Source organism: Azospirillum baldaniorum (assembly GCF_003119195.2).
GTDB lineage: Bacteria > Pseudomonadota > Alphaproteobacteria > Azospirillales > Azospirillaceae > Azospirillum > Azospirillum baldaniorum.
Map to the genome: position 1 here is coordinate 611,686 of NZ_CP022255.1, position 14,633 is coordinate 626,318.

The following is a 14,633-nucleotide window of genomic DNA, read 5'->3' on the forward strand; positions in this document are numbered from 1 at the left end:
TGAGTATCAGGCGTTCATCGCCTTTGCGAACCGCTCGCCGAAGATGACGGCCATCTGCGCCTTGGCGGCCGTCCATTCGCGCGGCGGCATCTTCCAGTCTTTCTCGGCGCGGTTCAAGACGAGAAACAGGAGCTTCAGGGCCGCCTCGTCATTGGGGAAGTGGCCCCTGGCGCGCACCGCCCGGCGCAGCTTCGAGTTCAAAGCCTCGATGGCATTGGTGGTGTAGAGGATGCGCCGGACCTCGCGGGGGAAGGCGAAGAAGGGAATGACCTCCTGCCACGCCCGTCGCCACGCCTTGCCGATGGCCGCGTACTTTTCACCCCAGGGTCCGTCCTCGAAGGCGGTCAGGGCCGCCTCGGCGGCCTTGTCGTCGACGGCGTCGTAGACCGTCTTCAGCGCGGCGGCGATGGTCTTGCGCTCCTTCCAGGACGCGAACTCCATGCTGTGGCGCAACAGGTGGACGATGCAGGTCTGGACGATGGTTTCGGGATAGGCGGCGGCGATCGCCTCGGGAAAGCCCTTCAGCCCGTCGACCACGGCCAGCAGGATGTCCTCGACGCCCCGGTTCCTCAGCTCGTTCAGCACGCGCAGCCAGAACTTGGCGCCTTCGTTCTGCTCGATCCACAGGCCCAGCACCTCCTTGGCGCCGTCGGCGCGCACGCCGATGGCCACATGGATGGCCTTGTTGCGCACCAGGCCTTCGTCCCGGATCTTGACCCGGATGGCATCCAGGAACACCAGCGGGTAGATCGCCTCCAGGGGCCGGTTCTGCCACGTCGTCACCTCCTCGATCACCGCGTCCGTCACCGTGGAGATCAGGTCGGCCGAGACCTCGATGCCATAGAGTTCCCGCAGATGCCCGGTGATCTCCCGCGTCGACATGCCTCGCGCGTACATCGAGATGATCTTCTCGTCGAAGCCGGGGAAGCGCCGTTGGTACTTGGCGATCAGCGCCGGGTCGAACGTGCCCGTCCGGTCGCGTGGAATGGACAGGTCCATCGACCCACGCTCGGTCAGCACCGTCTTGCGGCCGTAGCCGTTGCGCCGGTTGCCACTCTCGTCACCGGCCAGGTGATGATCCAACTCCGCCTTCAGCGCCCGCTCCGTCAGCGCCTTCTTCAATTGGTCGAGCAGGCCGTTCGGATCGAACGCCGTCTTGGCGTCAGCACCGGCCAACAGCTGGTCGAGGATTGCGTCCGGGATGACCGGCTCTTTGCGTCGTGCCATGCAGGGGCTCCTTTCGCTTCAGGATAACCCCGCCGAGCACGAAATTCCGGACACTCCCGAATGGCCCGCCGCTTCATCGTCGCGCCAAAACACTTCGGACGCAGGCGGCAAGCTTGGCACACCGGAACCCGCCCCCGGTACGCCTGAAAGCCATCGCTGTCGGGCTTGCCGTGCAGCCGCAACAGCCGCTTGGCCGGGCACCAGACCACCCGGTTCTTGGCGTCGAGCTTGAACCGGCGCACCGGGATTACGCCGCGTTTTGGTGGGTGCTCGGCCTTGGTCGGGATAATCGCCTCGATGCGGCGCGCCTCCAGTTCGGCGAGCACGCGGGTGATGGCGTAGCTGGCATCCATGCTCGCCGTCCGGATGGCGGCACCAGTGGTCGCCGAGATGGCGTCCAGTTGCCCGCCGACCGTCTGGGTGTCATGGACGGCGCCGGTCGTCACCGCCACATCGAGAACCACGCCGCATCCGGCATCGACGGCGGTGTGATGCTTGTACGACGGCTCGCTGCGCCGCCCCTTGCGGTTGGTCGCCAAGCTGGCGTCGGGATCGGTGGTGCACGCGGATGGCAGCGCAGCGCGTCGCCGGGATGTTCCGCCGTCAGGTGCGCCGCTCTCCCCGTCCTCGGTGTTGGCGCTCTCCACCGCCGCGACATGGCGCCGGGCGATGGCATCCCAACTGACGTTGGCGCGGATCAAGGAGCTGTCGAGGTGGGCGACCTCGCCGGTGGCGATCCGCGCCGCAACGCAGGCCTGGACGGTGCGCCGGAAGATCCGTTCAAAGCGCTCGGCTCCCCAGCGTTGCCGGATCCAGGTGAGGCTGGAATGATCCGGCAGCGGCTCGTGCAGCCCATAGCCGATGAACCAACAGATGGCCAAGTTGACCTGGGCCTCGCGCATCAGGCGCCGGTCATGCACGATCCCCAGCAGCATCCCGGCCAGCATCAGGCGCACCGCCACCTCGGGCGCAATGCCGGGGCGGCCGATGCCCGCGTGGTAGAGCCCGGCCACCTCCGCCTCCAGCCAGCTCAGGTCGAGCACCTTGTCAACCCGGACCAGCACATGGTCCTCCAGCACCAGATCCCTGCGCGATCCGGCAACGAACAGCTCGGGCTGGCGCCGATCCCGCTGACCCATCATGGCGGTGTTCTCCCTCACACCGCCATCGAATCAGTCACTCACCGCTTTTTCAACAGACCCAGCTCGGCGGTATCAGGGGCGGTTCATCGAGGTCTTCTTTCATCTCCGGGAAACCCGTCTCCTATTCCTGGACCACCAACTATAGCCCAGCCAGCGTTGCTACCCCGGAGTTGGGATTGGCATGACGGCAGATGTGACCGCCGCAGCCTCGGCCTCCTCCACCACCCCTGATTGAACATTCAAAAGACAGAAACCGATGCCCTGCGCATCGCGAAACCCCATTGACAGTGCCAAATCAATCGAGCATTTTGAATGCCATTCAAAATTAGGTCTGGCGACAAAGCCAGACCATGAACAGGGGCATCGGCGATGGGGTACGAATGGCAGTTTGCCATAATACTTGAGTATTGGCCGATTTTCGCACGCGGCGCCATTACGACGCTTCAGATAACGTTACTGTCATCCGCCATTGGTCTGTTCATCGGCCTCTTGGTCGGTGTGAGCCGAGAGTCGTCCGGTGTCTTCTTAAGATCCGTTACATCCGTCTATGTCGAGATGATTCGCGCGACTCCGGCGCTCGTGCAGATTGTCTGGCTCTACTACTGCTTCCCGATCATCTTCGGCTACCAGCTCAGCGCGATGACCTCGATCATCATCGCCCTCGGCATCCATTCCGGAGCCTATGTGTCGGAGATCGTGCGGGCCGGCATCAACGCAGTGGACACCGGCCAGTTTCTCGCCGCCAAGTCCATCGGCATGAATCACTTCACGGCGCTCCGCCGCATCATCCTGCCCCAAGCCGGACAGAAGATGATCCCGCCGCTGATCAACGAATTCGCCAACCTGATGAAGCTGACGACGCTCGGCTCGATGATCGCGGTCTACGAACTTCTTCAGGAATCGAACAACCTCATCGCCACGACCTATCGTCCGCTTGAGGTCTACACCTTCCTGGCGATCTTCTTCTTCATCATCACCTACCCCTGGATCTGGTTGTCGCAGCGCCTGGAACGGCGCCTGAAGATGCGGGCCTGACCGATCCTCGCACGATCCTCCGGTGGAGTTTCCCCTATGCTGCGCATCACCAACCTCGGGAAGAGCTACGGCAGCGCGCGCGTCCTGAGCGGCATCGATCTCGACGTGCAGCCCCACGACGTCGTGGCGATCATCGGACCCAGCGGCTCCGGCAAGAGCACGCTTCTGAAGTGCATCAACTTTCTGGAACGCTACGACGAAGGCGAGGTCCGCTTCGGCGACGAGCTGGTCGGCTACGTCGAGGCCAACGGCCAGCGGCGGCTGGCCACCGAGCGCCAGACCAACCGGCTGCGCGCCGAAATGGGCATGGTCTTCCAGAACTTCAACCTGTTCCCCCACATGACGACGCTCCAGAACGTCATCGAGGGGCCGATCCAGGTCAAGGGCGTCGCGCGCGACGAGGCGGTCCGCCACGCCGAGCAGCTTCTCGCCAAGGTCGGGCTGGCCGACAAACGCGACGTCCGCCCGACCAAGCTGTCGGGCGGGCAGCAGCAGCGCGCCGCGATCGCCCGCGCCCTGGCGATGCGCCCGCGCCTGATGCTGTTCGACGAGCCGACCTCGGCGCTCGACCCCGAACTGGTCGGCGAGGTGCTGACCGCCATGCGCGAACTCGCCGCCGAAGGCATGACCATGGTGATCGTCACCCACGAAATGAGCTTCGCGCGCGACGTCGCGAGCCGGGTCGTCTTCATGGAAGGCGGCCGAATCGTCGAAGAGGGGCCACCAGGCAAGATTTTCACCAACCCGGACAACGCGAGGACCCGCGCGTTCCTTGCCCGCGTCCTGCATTGAAGAGGCTGAACATGTCCGCATTCCGCACGCTGATCTCGTCGCTGGTGGTTGGCGCCCTGGTGACCTTCGGCGCCGTCAAGGCGCAGGCCGCCGGCGAGGTCGAGAAGATCGTCCGGCAGGGCGAGCTGAAGATCGGCTACATCCCCTCCCCGCCCGGCACCGCCAAGGACCCCAAGACGGGCGAACTGACCGGTTTCTACGTGGACGCGGCGCGCGCCATCGCCGAGCAGATGGGCGTCCGCCCGGTCTTCATCGAGACGACCTGGGCGAACTTCGTCGCCGGGCTGCAGGCCGGCCAGTTCGACATGTCCATCGGCGCGACCTTCGCCACCGTGAAGCGCGCCACCGTCGTCGACTTCACCAAGCCGATCTTCTATCTCGGCAGCGTCGCCGTGGTAAAGAACGACGAGGCGCGCTTCGCCTCGCTGGCCGACATGAACAAGCCGGACGTGCGGATCGCCGTGGTCCAGGGCACGGCCGCCGAGGACTTCGTGCGCCGCACCATCCCCAACGCCAAGATGACCTCGCTGGCCGGCGGCAACCTGACCGCGGGCTTCATGGAGGTGGCGGCCGGCCGCGCCGACGCCAGCTTCGAGGATCTGTTCACGGCCACCCGCTTCACCGAGCAGCAGCCGGGCGTGAAGATGCTGTTCAACGACCGGCCGGTGAACTTCCTGCCGATCGCCTGGACCGTCCGCAAGGGCAACAGCGAGCTGCAGTCGGTCCTCAACGTCGGGCTCGACAACCTGCTGACTTCCGGCCAGTGGGACGTGATCGCCGCCAAGTACATCACCGGCGGCCGCTACGTGAACGAGCCCGCCCTGCGTGAATTCCCCAAGCAGGCCCCCTGATCGCCCGCGGCCGGATGGCCCCGCCCGTCCGGCCCTCCACCCCCGCGCATCCGTCGCGGCCGCCCCTCCCCCGCCGCGGCCGCCCGAAGCCCCCCGAAGAGGACATCTGCGTCCATGCCGCATTACCCGAGCTGGCAGGATACCCTGGCCGGCAAAACCTGGCGCACGACCCACTTTCCCCGCATCAAGGCGGACATGCCGACCTTCCTCGGCGTCCCCTACGCCATCCGGGACGAGGATCTGGCCGGCGCCGACGCCGTCATCATCGGCGCACCCTTCGCCGCCGGCTGGGGAACCAAATACAGCGGCGTCGACAAGGCCGAATGGCTGGCCGCCACCGTCCGCGTCCGCCAGCAGTCGATCCGCTACCGCGGCGGCTACGTGCAGGACTTCGACCTCGACATCTTCGAGCATCTGAAGGTCGTCGATTATGGCGACGTCGACATCCCCCTCGAAGCCAGCTACGAGGGCACGGTCGAACGCATCCTGGAGGCCCAGGAGGGCGTCGAGCGCAAGGTGAAGGCGGCGCTGGCCGCCGGCGCCGTGCCGATCGTCATCGGCCAGAACTCACCCTGCGCCTCCTACGCGATCGGCCGGCCGGTGGCCGAGCATGTGAAGGGGCCGGTCGGCATGATCAGCCTCGACACCCACTGGGACTGCTGGCCCTACGACTGGGCCACCATGAACGACCACGTCGCCGGGTCGACCAACTGGAAGGACAAGCTGTTCCGTGACTGCCCCAGCTACGCCATCCGCAATCTGGTGGAGATCGGCGAGCGCGGCATGTTGGAGAATCCGGAGATCGTCCGCCACTACCTGCGCAACGGCGCGTGCTTCATGCCGATGTGGAAGATCCGGACGGAGCTGGGCATCCAGGGTGTGATCGACAACCTGCGCCACGCCTACGACGGCACCGCCGGCGTCTACGCCCATTTCGACATGGACGTTCTGGGCGGCGCCGGCCCGACCGAGGGCGACATCCTGGGCGAACTGGCCGAGCCCATCGGCATGACCGACTACGAGGCGATCCGCATCGCGCACGAGGTCGGCAAGCGCGGCTGCGACGGGCTGTCCTTCCTGTGCATCCCGCCCGGTTCGGCGATCATGTACCGGGTCATTGTCTACGCGGTGACCTACTTCCTGGCGGGCCTCGCCATGCGCAAGGCCGGCCAGACCGGGACCTGACGAGCTTGGCGGCGGGGAGCCGCGCCCGCGCGCTCCCCGCCCCTTCTCCTCCGTTTCCCTTCCTACGAACCTTGCGAAGCGTCCCGTCCGTCGGCGGCGGAGGCGCTGGGAATACCGATCGATGCTCAACGTCAATGGCGACGCCGTTCTGACGACCCTGCGGACCCTGGCGGGATTCGGAGCGGTGGGGTCCGGCGTCTGCCGGCCCGCGCTCTCACCGGCGGACTTGGCGGCCCGCCGCTGGCTGGCCGGCGAAATGGAAAAGATCGGTCTCAGGGCGACCATCGACGCGGTGGGCAACCTGTATGGCGCGGCCCCCGGCGCCGACCGGTCGGTGCTGATCGGTTCCCATTCCGACAGCGTGCCGACCGGCGGCTGGCTGGACGGCACGCTCGGCCTCGCCTACGGGCTGGAGATCGCCCGCGCCTGGATGGAGGCCCACCCCGGCGCGCCAGTCGGCATCGACCTGATCGACTTCTCCGACGAGGAGGGCCGGTTCCTGAGCTGCCTGGGCAGCCGCTCCTTCTGCGGCGACCTGCCCGGCCTGCCGGCCGGATTCGCCGAGGACGCGGCCACCACCGGTCTGGGCAGCGCCCCGCCGATCCGTCTCGACCCGCAACGGCACCGCGCCTTCTTCGAGGCCCACATCGAGCAGGGGCCGCGGCTGGAGGCCGCTGGCCTCCCCATCGGCGTGGTCACCGGAATCTTCGGCATGCGCCGCTACGCCGTGCGGTTCGACGGCCGCGCCGACCATGCGGGCACGACGCCGATCGCGCTGCGCCGCGATGCTGCCCGCCTGCTTTACCGCTTCGCCGACGCCTGCCACCACCGTTTCCGCCAAGCCGGCTCGACGGACAGCGTGTGGAACCTGGGCAAGGTGTCACTCCAGCCCGGCGCTGTGAACGTCGTCGTCGAGCGGGGCGAGCTTCTGCTCGAATTCCGCGACCTCGACCCGGTGGCGCTGGACAGCTTGAGCGCCGCGCTGGCGATGCTGGTCGACGAGTTCGACGGCCAGGAAGGGGTGCGGGTTTCGCTGGAGGAGGCCGGGCGTCTGGCGCCGGTGTCGCTGGACGCCACGCTTCAGGGGTTGGTTGCCGACGCCGCCGACGCCCGGGGCGCCGGGTCGATGCCATTGCCGAGCGGGGCGATCCACGACGCGATGGTGCTGGCGCGGAGCGTCCCGACCGCCATGCTGTTCGTGCCGAGCATCGGTGGGCGGAGCCACACGCCGGTGGAGGACACGCGGGCGGACGACATCGTTCTGGGCGCCCATGTGCTCGCTCAGGCCGTTTTCACCTGCGCGGAGAGCCTGTGAACGGACCCTCCCGGCACTGCATCGCTGTGGCGGAGGTTGGTCCGGGACGATAGGATGGCGGCCTTCGGAGATTGCGCCGGTGTGTTTCGGCACGGTTTTCGGGAAAAAGAGCGCGGAGCGTGAAAGTCAGGGATGATGCAGGACGAATTTCTGTCCGAAAATTTTGGCAGACGGCTCCATGAGCTTCGCGTGGCGCGCAAGATGACCCTGTCGAGCTTGGCGAAAAGCTGCGACTGCTCGGTGGCACTGCTGTCGAAGATCGAGAAGGGCAAGGCCCGGCCATCGCTCAACACGCTGCACAGGATCGCCACGGCGCTCGACACCAACATCGGGAACCTGCTGCCGACCGAGCGGGCCCAGCCGGCGATCATCGTTCGGAATGGGGATCGTCCCATCCTGTCCGACGGCTTGCTGCGCGGGCGGGACGGTGTGCAGCTCGAAGCCCTGTCCGTGCTCGCCCCGGGCAGTTCCTTCCAGGTGAACATCCATCATGTGGCCGTCGGGGGACGTTCCGACGGCTGCATCACCCATCCGGGCGAAGAGTTCGTCTATGTGCTGTCGGGTGAGATTGACCTGATCCTGGGCGACGAAACCACCCGGATGAGCGCGGGGGATGCTGCGTTCTTCGCGTCCGAGATTCCTCACGGCTACGCCAATCCGGGGACCGTTCCGGCCGCGGTCCTGTGGCTCAACTCTCCGCCCACCTTCTAAGAGTGCCTAACAGAACCATCTCTGGACGAAGCGCCAGCAGATGAGGCTGGCGGCGATGTTGTGGAAGGCTGTGAAGATGTCGGCGCGCCGTTCGTAGCGTAGGGCGAGGCGACGGAAGCGAGCGAACCAGGCGAGCGTACGCTCGACCACCCATCGGTGTCGGCCGAGGCGCTCACTGCTCTCGATGCCACGCCGGGCGATGCGCGGGATGATCGCCCGCCGGCGCAGCGCCTGCCGACAGTGGGCGAAGTCGTAGCCCTTGTCGGCGTGTAGCTTGGCCGGGCGGCGCCGTGGCCGGCCCGCACATTGGCGGATCGCCGGCACGGCATCGACCAGCGCCTCCAAGAGTTTGCTGTCGTGCCGGTTGGCCGGCGAGATCCTCAGGGCGAGGGGGATGCCGTTGGCATCGACAAGGATGTGGCGCTTGGAGCCCGGCTTGCCGCGATCCGTCGGGTTCGGGCCGGTCTCCTCGCCCCCCTTTTTGCCGGGACGCTGGCGCTGTCCACTGCCGCGCGATCCCAGTTGATGGCGTTGGCGTAGCCAAGCCGGTCGAGCAGCACACGGTGCAACCGCTCCCAGACGCCGGCCTGATGCCACTCGTGCAGCCGCCGCCAGCAGGTCATGCCCGAGCCGCACCCCATCTCCACCGGCAGCAGTTCCCAAGGAATGCCTGTGCGCAGCACAAACAGGATGCCGGTCAGCGCCGCGCGGTCGTCCAGGCGTGGCCTGCCGCCTTTCGGCTTGGGCGGCTCCGGCGGGATCAGAGGCTCGATGATCGCCCATAGGGCGTCGCAAACAAGAGGGGCTGCCATACCCCTCCCAACCGCTCCACGCCGGTTTTGTTACGCACTCTAAGGCAAGGCAGGGAACTGCCTGGTCATTCGTCATCCCAATCGGTTCGTTGCGACAGGGTGTAGTACCACATCGGGCAGACGGAGTGCGGCGCCAAGCGGAGGTGCCGCACTTCCCCATCGGAGAGGCGCTCCCCGGTTTCGCTGCCCCCGCGCAAGACGACGGCGGTCACGCGCAGCTTCGGCCAGTTGGTCACCGAGTGGGAGCCGATGCGGGAAGCCGGGGCGGCCTATGAGACTGGAGCCGGGGAGAAGCTGCACGCCGAGGGGCTGGCCGCCTAAGCGACCGTGGTCTTCATGCACACGTCGCCCTTCCGGTCGGGTCCGGCCTACAGCAACGCCGCAACGGTCGAACTGTGACCGGCGACCGACGAAACCTTCGCGCGGATCGCCGCCGATCGGACCCGTGGTGCCCGGCTCATGGCGGCGATGGACGCGATCAACAGCAGGATGGGCAGGGACACGCTGGTGCCCGCGGCCACCATGGCCGGGCGTGGCGGATGCGCCAGGACAGCCGGTTACCCTCCTACACGACAGAGCTGGGCGACGTGCCGGTGGTCCGGGCTTGATCTTCGAACAGCACCCTGAACGGCTTGCCGCGTGACCCAGGCACCTCCGTGAGGATCAGCGCAAAATCCACGCCGTCCAGAGATAGCGTGTGCAGTATCTCCGTGACCTGGAAGGTGAATGGCGTTCCATTTTCCTCAAACTGCACGCCATCGCCCCGGCTCGGTGGCAAGCGGAACATTTTCTCGCTCCAGATGGATGCCTCTCCTTCACGGATGAGGAGGCAACGGCATTGAATGCTCACAAGCATCCTCTAATGTAGTATGAATATGGGAAGTGATTATCCGCTCTGCTCAGAACACGAGCATGTAAACGGCGATCATCGCGATAATCGCAAGCGGTAGACTTATCCCAAGAACATACCGACCGACGTGTTTGGTACTGCCCTGCCGGGCTTGCGTGGCGGTCCGAATGGGGGCTGTCTTTTGATCGACCATGACGTTTCGCCTCTTTCAGATGAATCTGTGACGGTTGAGAGCCATGCATGCCCCAGGTCGCTCTGGTGAACCGACAGGACCTGAGGCAGCCTTCCCTTCGCCAACATCCAAGGCCAGCGGTGGTTTCATGCTCCTCTGGATTGATGCGCGACCAAAGCGAACCCTTTCCCGAAAACCAGAACGGATCGGCTGCGATACGTCGGCATGAGCCTATCGGCGTCGCAAAGTGAGGGGTAATGCGACCGGTCGCCTACCCCCTCACCCATCGCTCCTTGACGCCACCCTCCCCTATCGCGCACCTTCTGCCGACCACAGCAATCCGGTGGATCGGAAATGCCCATCATCGCCATAGCGACCACCAAGGGTGGTCCAGGCAAGACGACGCTTGCCATGAGCCTTGCCCGCTATTGGGCTCGCTCTGGCCTCAACGTTGAATGTCTGGACACGGACCCCAACCGCAATCTGACCACGTGGCTCGCGACCGCAGGCTGCCCGGTGCCTTGCACCGCAATTGCCGAAGACGATGTCGTGGACGCTGCTGCTGCTGCTGATGAACGTGCTGATGTCGTGATCATCGATGTTGCCGGCGCGCTTGCCAAGGCTCTGGTCTACGCGGTGAGTGTTGCAGGAGCGGTGGTCATCCCGGTTCGACCGGATGCCAAGGACGTGGCCGAAGCGGCGCGTACGCAGCAGCATATTGAAACCGCACGCAAGATGGTCCGTCGCGCAATCCCTTATGCGGCAACTCTGGTTCAGGTCAATCGGCGCGCCCAAGTCACGGCGCACAGCCGGGCCCAGCTCCAGGCTCTCGGCGTGCCGGTGCTGAATGCCGACGTTCCGCTCCGCACAGCGTATCAGCAGGCCAGCTATACCGGTGATCCGCTGGCGGATGCTTCTGTCCTGGATGACATCTCTGCCATCGCGGCGGAGGTTATGGCGCTTGTGGAGAGCAACCATGGGGCCTAAGGCTCAAGGGAAGGATCACCCTGTGGAAGCGAAGCCGAAACCCAAGAGCACGGCCAAGCGCGGCCTGCCGCCGATCAACGTCGAGGCGATCAAGCAGCAAGTCGCGCCGCTGGTGGCGAGCGTTCCGAGTCAGCAGGTGCTGCACGGTGACATCACGCCTCCCCGCGCTTCTGAGCCGGTCAAAATTCTAGACGACGAGAATTTTGAGCAAGCCATCAACCGCCTCATGGAAGAAAGCCGGGAGCGGGCCGTCCTTGTTGGCGACCTCCTTCTGGAGTGGAAAGAGCAAACCCCCCATGGGCAGTTCATGACGCTGATCGAGGAGCGCATTTCGGCCGGCGCTCTTCGCATCAACAGCTATCAGATGGCCAACCGCCTCATGGTCATGGCCCAGGCGGTGCGTGATCGCCTCATCCCATCGGAAGCGATGCCGAGGGAGGCCGAAGCTGCTTACCTTTTGTCATCTCTGAAGCCGGATGAAATCAAGCAGGCGGAGAGCGCGGGATTGGTTCACCGGGAGGTAAGGACGGCCGACGTTAAAGCCTTCCGAGCGTCAATCCGTCCCCGCAATATCCAGAGCGTTCTGGCAACGAAATCAGCCATCCGTGCCCGGCTTCGGCGTCTCCAAACGGAGCGAAAGAGGGAAGAATCACGCCACGCCATGGTGATGAAGGCTCTGGCGGATGAGGAAGCCCGCCTCCGCGCCGAGCTTGGGGAGGCGGCAGCCGAGTAGGCTGCGGCCCTCCCCTTCCCGCCGGCACTATCAAAACACCGTCCGACACACCGCCTCGACCTTATCCAGGTCCAGCCAGTCATCGGTGCGGCCCCCGCTTTCCATGTCGAGCCGGTCAGGCCCTGTGGCGGCGATTGGCTTCAACACCTCGACCACATTGCCGGGGCCGATCCCGCCGGCATGGCCGACCAGCCGGGCGCCGCCGGAATGCCGTGGCCACTCCTCCGGCGCCCTCCCCTCCCCGGCCGAGCGGTCGAACAGCCATTCCACCGCCGTACCGGCTGGAAACTCCAGGTCACGAGTCCGGGCGATGCCCCGTCGCCTACCCCACTCTTCCATCTCACGGGCAGTCACCCCAGCGTCGGGTGGCCGGTGGTTGGCCTGCACCCGCCGGAACGAGCGCAGGTGGAGGCTGGTCGGCATGCCGCCCATGATCCGTCAGGCATGCGCTCCGCAGAGTTCTCCGTCTTGGCAAGTGGAGTGTCGACCGCTTGGTGCATGACGCCGCCGGCGCACATGCTTCCAGCCGGCTCGGTTGCCGGCTGGCCATCACGCGAAGTGCCGCGCAACTCGGTCAGGTAGGCAGCGGCAACCTGCTGCTGGGAGCCGAGCATTGTCATCGTGGACAGAGCTTCGGGGACTTCGTGACCGACAACACCCGTGTGTGCTGGAGCATCCAGGTGCCGACGACGGCGTGCTTTGCCGCTCCTCCGACCTGGGTGCCGATGGTATCCTCCACGCCGAGCGCCCACGGCGCCTGCCCGTCGCGCTCGCCCTAAAGCGGATTGCAATCCGCTTTGGACCGCGCCGGCGGTCCCGATCGCACATGCGACCGGAGCCCGCCGGCGAATGAGGCGATATGAGTCTAAAGCGAACGCAAGTTCGCTTTAGCCGGTTTGGACAAGCGCCGCGCTGATCACGGTGGAGTGCTCCTTGGCACGGCATCGTCCGCCGCTGCCCCGACATTGCTGGTGTTGTTGCTCATGATCGAGGGAGCGAGCTTGGCCCGACGATCCCGAAGCGGTTCTCGGTGGTGTTGATCGGCAGCGAGTCCTCCGGAACGATGACGCCGCCCCTATCGCTCTCCATCCACAACCGCCTCGACGGCCGGAGAGTCGTGAACCACGCCAATGGGCATCCAGGGAGCATTTCGAGAGCGTCATGAAGGCGCCCGGGACCCAAGCGCCGCTCAGGCAATGTATGGGCCGCGCAAAATCGGCCGCGCCGGAACCGTTGCTTCAGCGCCCGAACAATGCCAACAAACCGTCGCCAAGGGCGCCGCGCCATGCAAACCGATCGTGACCGGCGGCATAGTCGCGGTAGGCGACCTTGTAGCCTTTGGCCTCCAGCACGTCCCGCAGATGGCGGGAGCTTTCAAGGATGCCGATCTCACCGTCGCTTCCGGTTTCAAACAAGCCGGCGCTGAGGAAAAAGCGCACCGGACGGCGATCGCGCAATGCCACCAGACCGGCCATATGCTCCGGACGGTCCGCCAACGCGTCGGCCGGATGCCACCAGAAGGAGCCGGACATGGAGAGCGCGTTTCCGAACCGCTCCGGATGGGCCAGCGCCGCGGACACCGCCGCCAGTCCACCATAGCTGGACCCGGCCAGAACCGTGCGGTCGGGGTGGGAATGGATGCCCATCCGCTCTCTCAACCAGGGGAGAAGCTCATCGGCGAGCATCGCGGCGAAAGCGGGATTGGCCGGCAGTTCGCGTTCCCGCGCTTCGGCCGTGGGGTTGGCGATGAAGACGGCGACGGTCGGCGGCAGACGGCCATCGCCGGTCAACCGGTCGAGCATCATCGGAACCGGTGCGTGCCGGTCGAGATAGTCCGGCCCGTCGAACAGCAGCAGCAGCACGGTGTCCTTCCCCTTCGGATCGACGCCGGGCGGCGCGTAGACCGCGACGTCACGCGTGTTCCCGAGGGTGCGGCTGGCGAACCGTTCGGTGATGAGCCGTCCCGCCGGTTCGGCCCAAACGCCTTCCAGTCCGGGCTGGAGCGGAGCGCCAGACAGTTCCACCAGGGAAACCTGATTGTAGGGGTCGGGTGCGTCCGCCGGCCAGGGATGACGGTTCAGCGGATCGGCCTGAAGCTGCGCCAGGATCGCCATCCGGCATTCGCGGCAGGTTCCGGGGAAGTCAGGCACGTCCGGTGCGATCTGGTAGGACAGGCGGGTGGAGGAGGGGACGACGAAGCTCTTGTACCAGACGTCGCTCCGGCCCAGCCGTTCGAGATTTTCATGGTTGGAGGTCGGACCGCCGAGCAGGCGCACATTGCGGCGGGCGCCCCGCGCCAGGAAGGTCATCACGACCCGGTCCGTTCCCGGCGCGCCCATCAACGGCTCGACCAAGGGCGTGCCGCGGCGGGCGATGTCCTGCCAGAAGGCCTCGGTTCCGCCACCGTTTTTCACCGTTTCCGCCAAGGCGGCGATGGTCGGGCTCAGATGCCCCTGAAGGACGGGGTGCTGATCGGCCACGGCGATGCGGCGGGTCAGCGCCAGCCGATAGCCACCGGCCCCGCGCAGCGTGACCCGCAACGCCGCCATGCCGGGTCCGGCGACGAAACGGAAGACCTCCCGTCCCGCCGTGCCGTTCAGCAGCAGCCGGACAGGGCGTCCGTCCCGGTCGATCAGCCGCAGCTCCGCCGCGTCCGTTCCGGAATCGAGCACGCCTTCCACATAATCGCCGTCGCCAAGGTCAAAGGGATGGACGGCATTGCGCTCCGTGCCGGACACGGGAACGTCGAGGAGCAGGGGGGCACCGTCCGGCATGCCGGCGCAGGCGTTCAGAGCCGTCATCACCATTCCTATGAGCATCA

At 66.0% G+C, this 14,633-nt stretch carries 14 protein-coding genes and 2 pseudogenes; 10 read left to right on the forward strand and 6 right to left on the reverse strand.

Going from position 1 to position 14,633, the window contains the following annotated elements; all coding sequences use genetic code 11:
• Window positions 1-6 precede the first annotated feature (6 nt).
• Window positions 7-1,227 carry an IS256 family transposase gene (locus Sp245p_RS25020; RefSeq protein WP_109138360.1) on the reverse strand — a complete coding sequence of 407 codons (1,221 nt, stop codon included), beginning with the start codon at window positions 1,225-1,227 and terminating at the stop codon, window positions 7-9.
• A gap of 59 nt (window positions 1,228-1,286) precedes the next feature.
• Window positions 1,287-2,369, reverse strand: a pseudogene (locus Sp245p_RS25025) (transposase); the annotation flags it as partial.
• Window positions 2,370-2,738: 369 nt separating this feature from the next.
• Here Sp245p_RS25025 and Sp245p_RS25030 point away from each other — a divergent pair.
• The 6 genes from Sp245p_RS25030 (at window position 2,739) to Sp245p_RS25055 (ending at window position 8,258) form a co-directional block, all read left to right on the forward strand.
• Window positions 2,739-3,404, forward strand: a complete 666-nt coding sequence (locus Sp245p_RS25030) for an amino acid ABC transporter permease (protein WP_041813935.1) — start codon at window positions 2,739-2,741, stop codon at window positions 3,402-3,404.
• Between the two features lie 36 nt (window positions 3,405-3,440).
• A complete protein-coding gene (locus Sp245p_RS25035; protein ID WP_014199587.1) occupies window positions 3,441-4,196 on the forward strand; it encodes an amino acid ABC transporter ATP-binding protein in 756 nt (251 codons plus the stop codon).
• A gap of 11 nt (window positions 4,197-4,207) precedes the next feature.
• Window positions 4,208-5,047, forward strand: coding sequence for a substrate-binding periplasmic protein (locus Sp245p_RS25040; RefSeq protein WP_014199588.1), 840 nt, complete (start codon window positions 4,208-4,210; stop codon window positions 5,045-5,047).
• A 114-nt stretch (window positions 5,048-5,161) separates the two neighbouring features.
• Window positions 5,162-6,232, forward strand: coding sequence for an arginase family protein (locus Sp245p_RS25045; RefSeq protein ID WP_014199589.1), 1,071 nt, complete (start codon window positions 5,162-5,164; stop codon window positions 6,230-6,232).
• A 121-nt stretch (window positions 6,233-6,353) separates the two neighbouring features.
• Window positions 6,354-7,547 carry a hydantoinase/carbamoylase family amidase gene (locus tag Sp245p_RS25050; protein ID WP_014199590.1) on the forward strand — a complete coding sequence of 398 codons (1,194 nt, stop codon included), beginning with the start codon at window positions 6,354-6,356 and terminating at the stop codon, window positions 7,545-7,547.
• A gap of 135 nt (window positions 7,548-7,682) precedes the next feature.
• Entirely contained in the window at window positions 7,683-8,258 is a 576-nt protein-coding gene (locus Sp245p_RS25055; protein WP_256380038.1) for a helix-turn-helix domain-containing protein, read from the forward strand.
• Between the two features lie 6 nt (window positions 8,259-8,264).
• On the opposite strand, the gene Sp245p_RS25060 is transcribed toward Sp245p_RS25055, so the two are convergent.
• A protein-coding gene (locus Sp245p_RS25060; protein WP_088123918.1) for an IS5 family transposase occupies window positions 8,265-9,070 on the reverse strand; the annotation gives its coding sequence in 2 pieces (ribosomal slippage) (window positions 8,265-8,743 and window positions 8,743-9,070; 807 coding nt in all).
• Window positions 9,071-9,496: 426 nt separating this feature from the next.
• On the opposite strand from Sp245p_RS25060, the pseudogene Sp245p_RS36665 reads away from it, so the two are divergent.
• A pseudogene (locus Sp245p_RS36665) lies at window positions 9,497-9,568 on the forward strand (DUF4113 domain-containing protein); the annotation flags it as partial.
• A gap of 67 nt (window positions 9,569-9,635) precedes the next feature.
• Here the strand turns inward: Sp245p_RS36665 and Sp245p_RS35125 are convergent.
• Window positions 9,636-9,857: a hypothetical protein gene (locus Sp245p_RS35125; RefSeq protein ID WP_014199579.1), complete on the reverse strand. Its 222-nt coding sequence runs from the start codon at window positions 9,855-9,857 to the stop codon at window positions 9,636-9,638.
• Window positions 9,858-10,446: 589 nt separating this feature from the next.
• Between Sp245p_RS35125 and Sp245p_RS25070 the strand changes: the two genes are divergently transcribed.
• Together Sp245p_RS25070 and Sp245p_RS25075 are read left to right on the forward strand one after the other, a co-directional pair.
• Window positions 10,447-11,079, forward strand: a complete 633-nt coding sequence (locus Sp245p_RS25070) for a ParA family protein (RefSeq protein ID WP_041813932.1) — start codon at window positions 10,447-10,449, stop codon at window positions 11,077-11,079.
• 22 nt (window positions 11,080-11,101) lie between these two features.
• The gene (locus Sp245p_RS25075) at window positions 11,102-11,812 is read left to right on the forward strand and encodes a hypothetical protein (protein ID WP_129557228.1); all 711 of its coding nucleotides are present in this window, start codon (window positions 11,102-11,104) and stop codon (window positions 11,810-11,812) included.
• Window positions 11,813-11,842: 30 nt separating this feature from the next.
• Here the strand turns inward: Sp245p_RS25075 and Sp245p_RS25080 are convergent, their stop codons facing one another.
• Window positions 11,843-12,235 (reverse strand): hypothetical protein, encoded by a 393-nt coding sequence (locus tag Sp245p_RS25080; protein WP_129557229.1) that lies wholly within the window; start codon window positions 12,233-12,235, stop codon window positions 11,843-11,845.
• 71 nt (window positions 12,236-12,306) lie between these two features.
• On the opposite strand from Sp245p_RS25080, the gene Sp245p_RS35500 reads away from it, so the two are divergent.
• A complete protein-coding gene (locus Sp245p_RS35500) occupies window positions 12,307-12,591 on the forward strand; it encodes a hypothetical protein (RefSeq protein WP_420867253.1) in 285 nt (94 codons plus the stop codon).
• A 459-nt stretch (window positions 12,592-13,050) separates the two neighbouring features.
• Here the strand turns inward: Sp245p_RS35500 and Sp245p_RS25090 are convergent, their stop codons facing one another.
• Window positions 13,051-14,613 (reverse strand): alpha/beta hydrolase-fold protein, encoded by a 1,563-nt coding sequence (locus tag Sp245p_RS25090; RefSeq protein WP_158310462.1) that lies wholly within the window; start codon window positions 14,611-14,613, stop codon window positions 13,051-13,053.
• Window positions 14,614-14,633 lie beyond the last annotated feature (20 nt).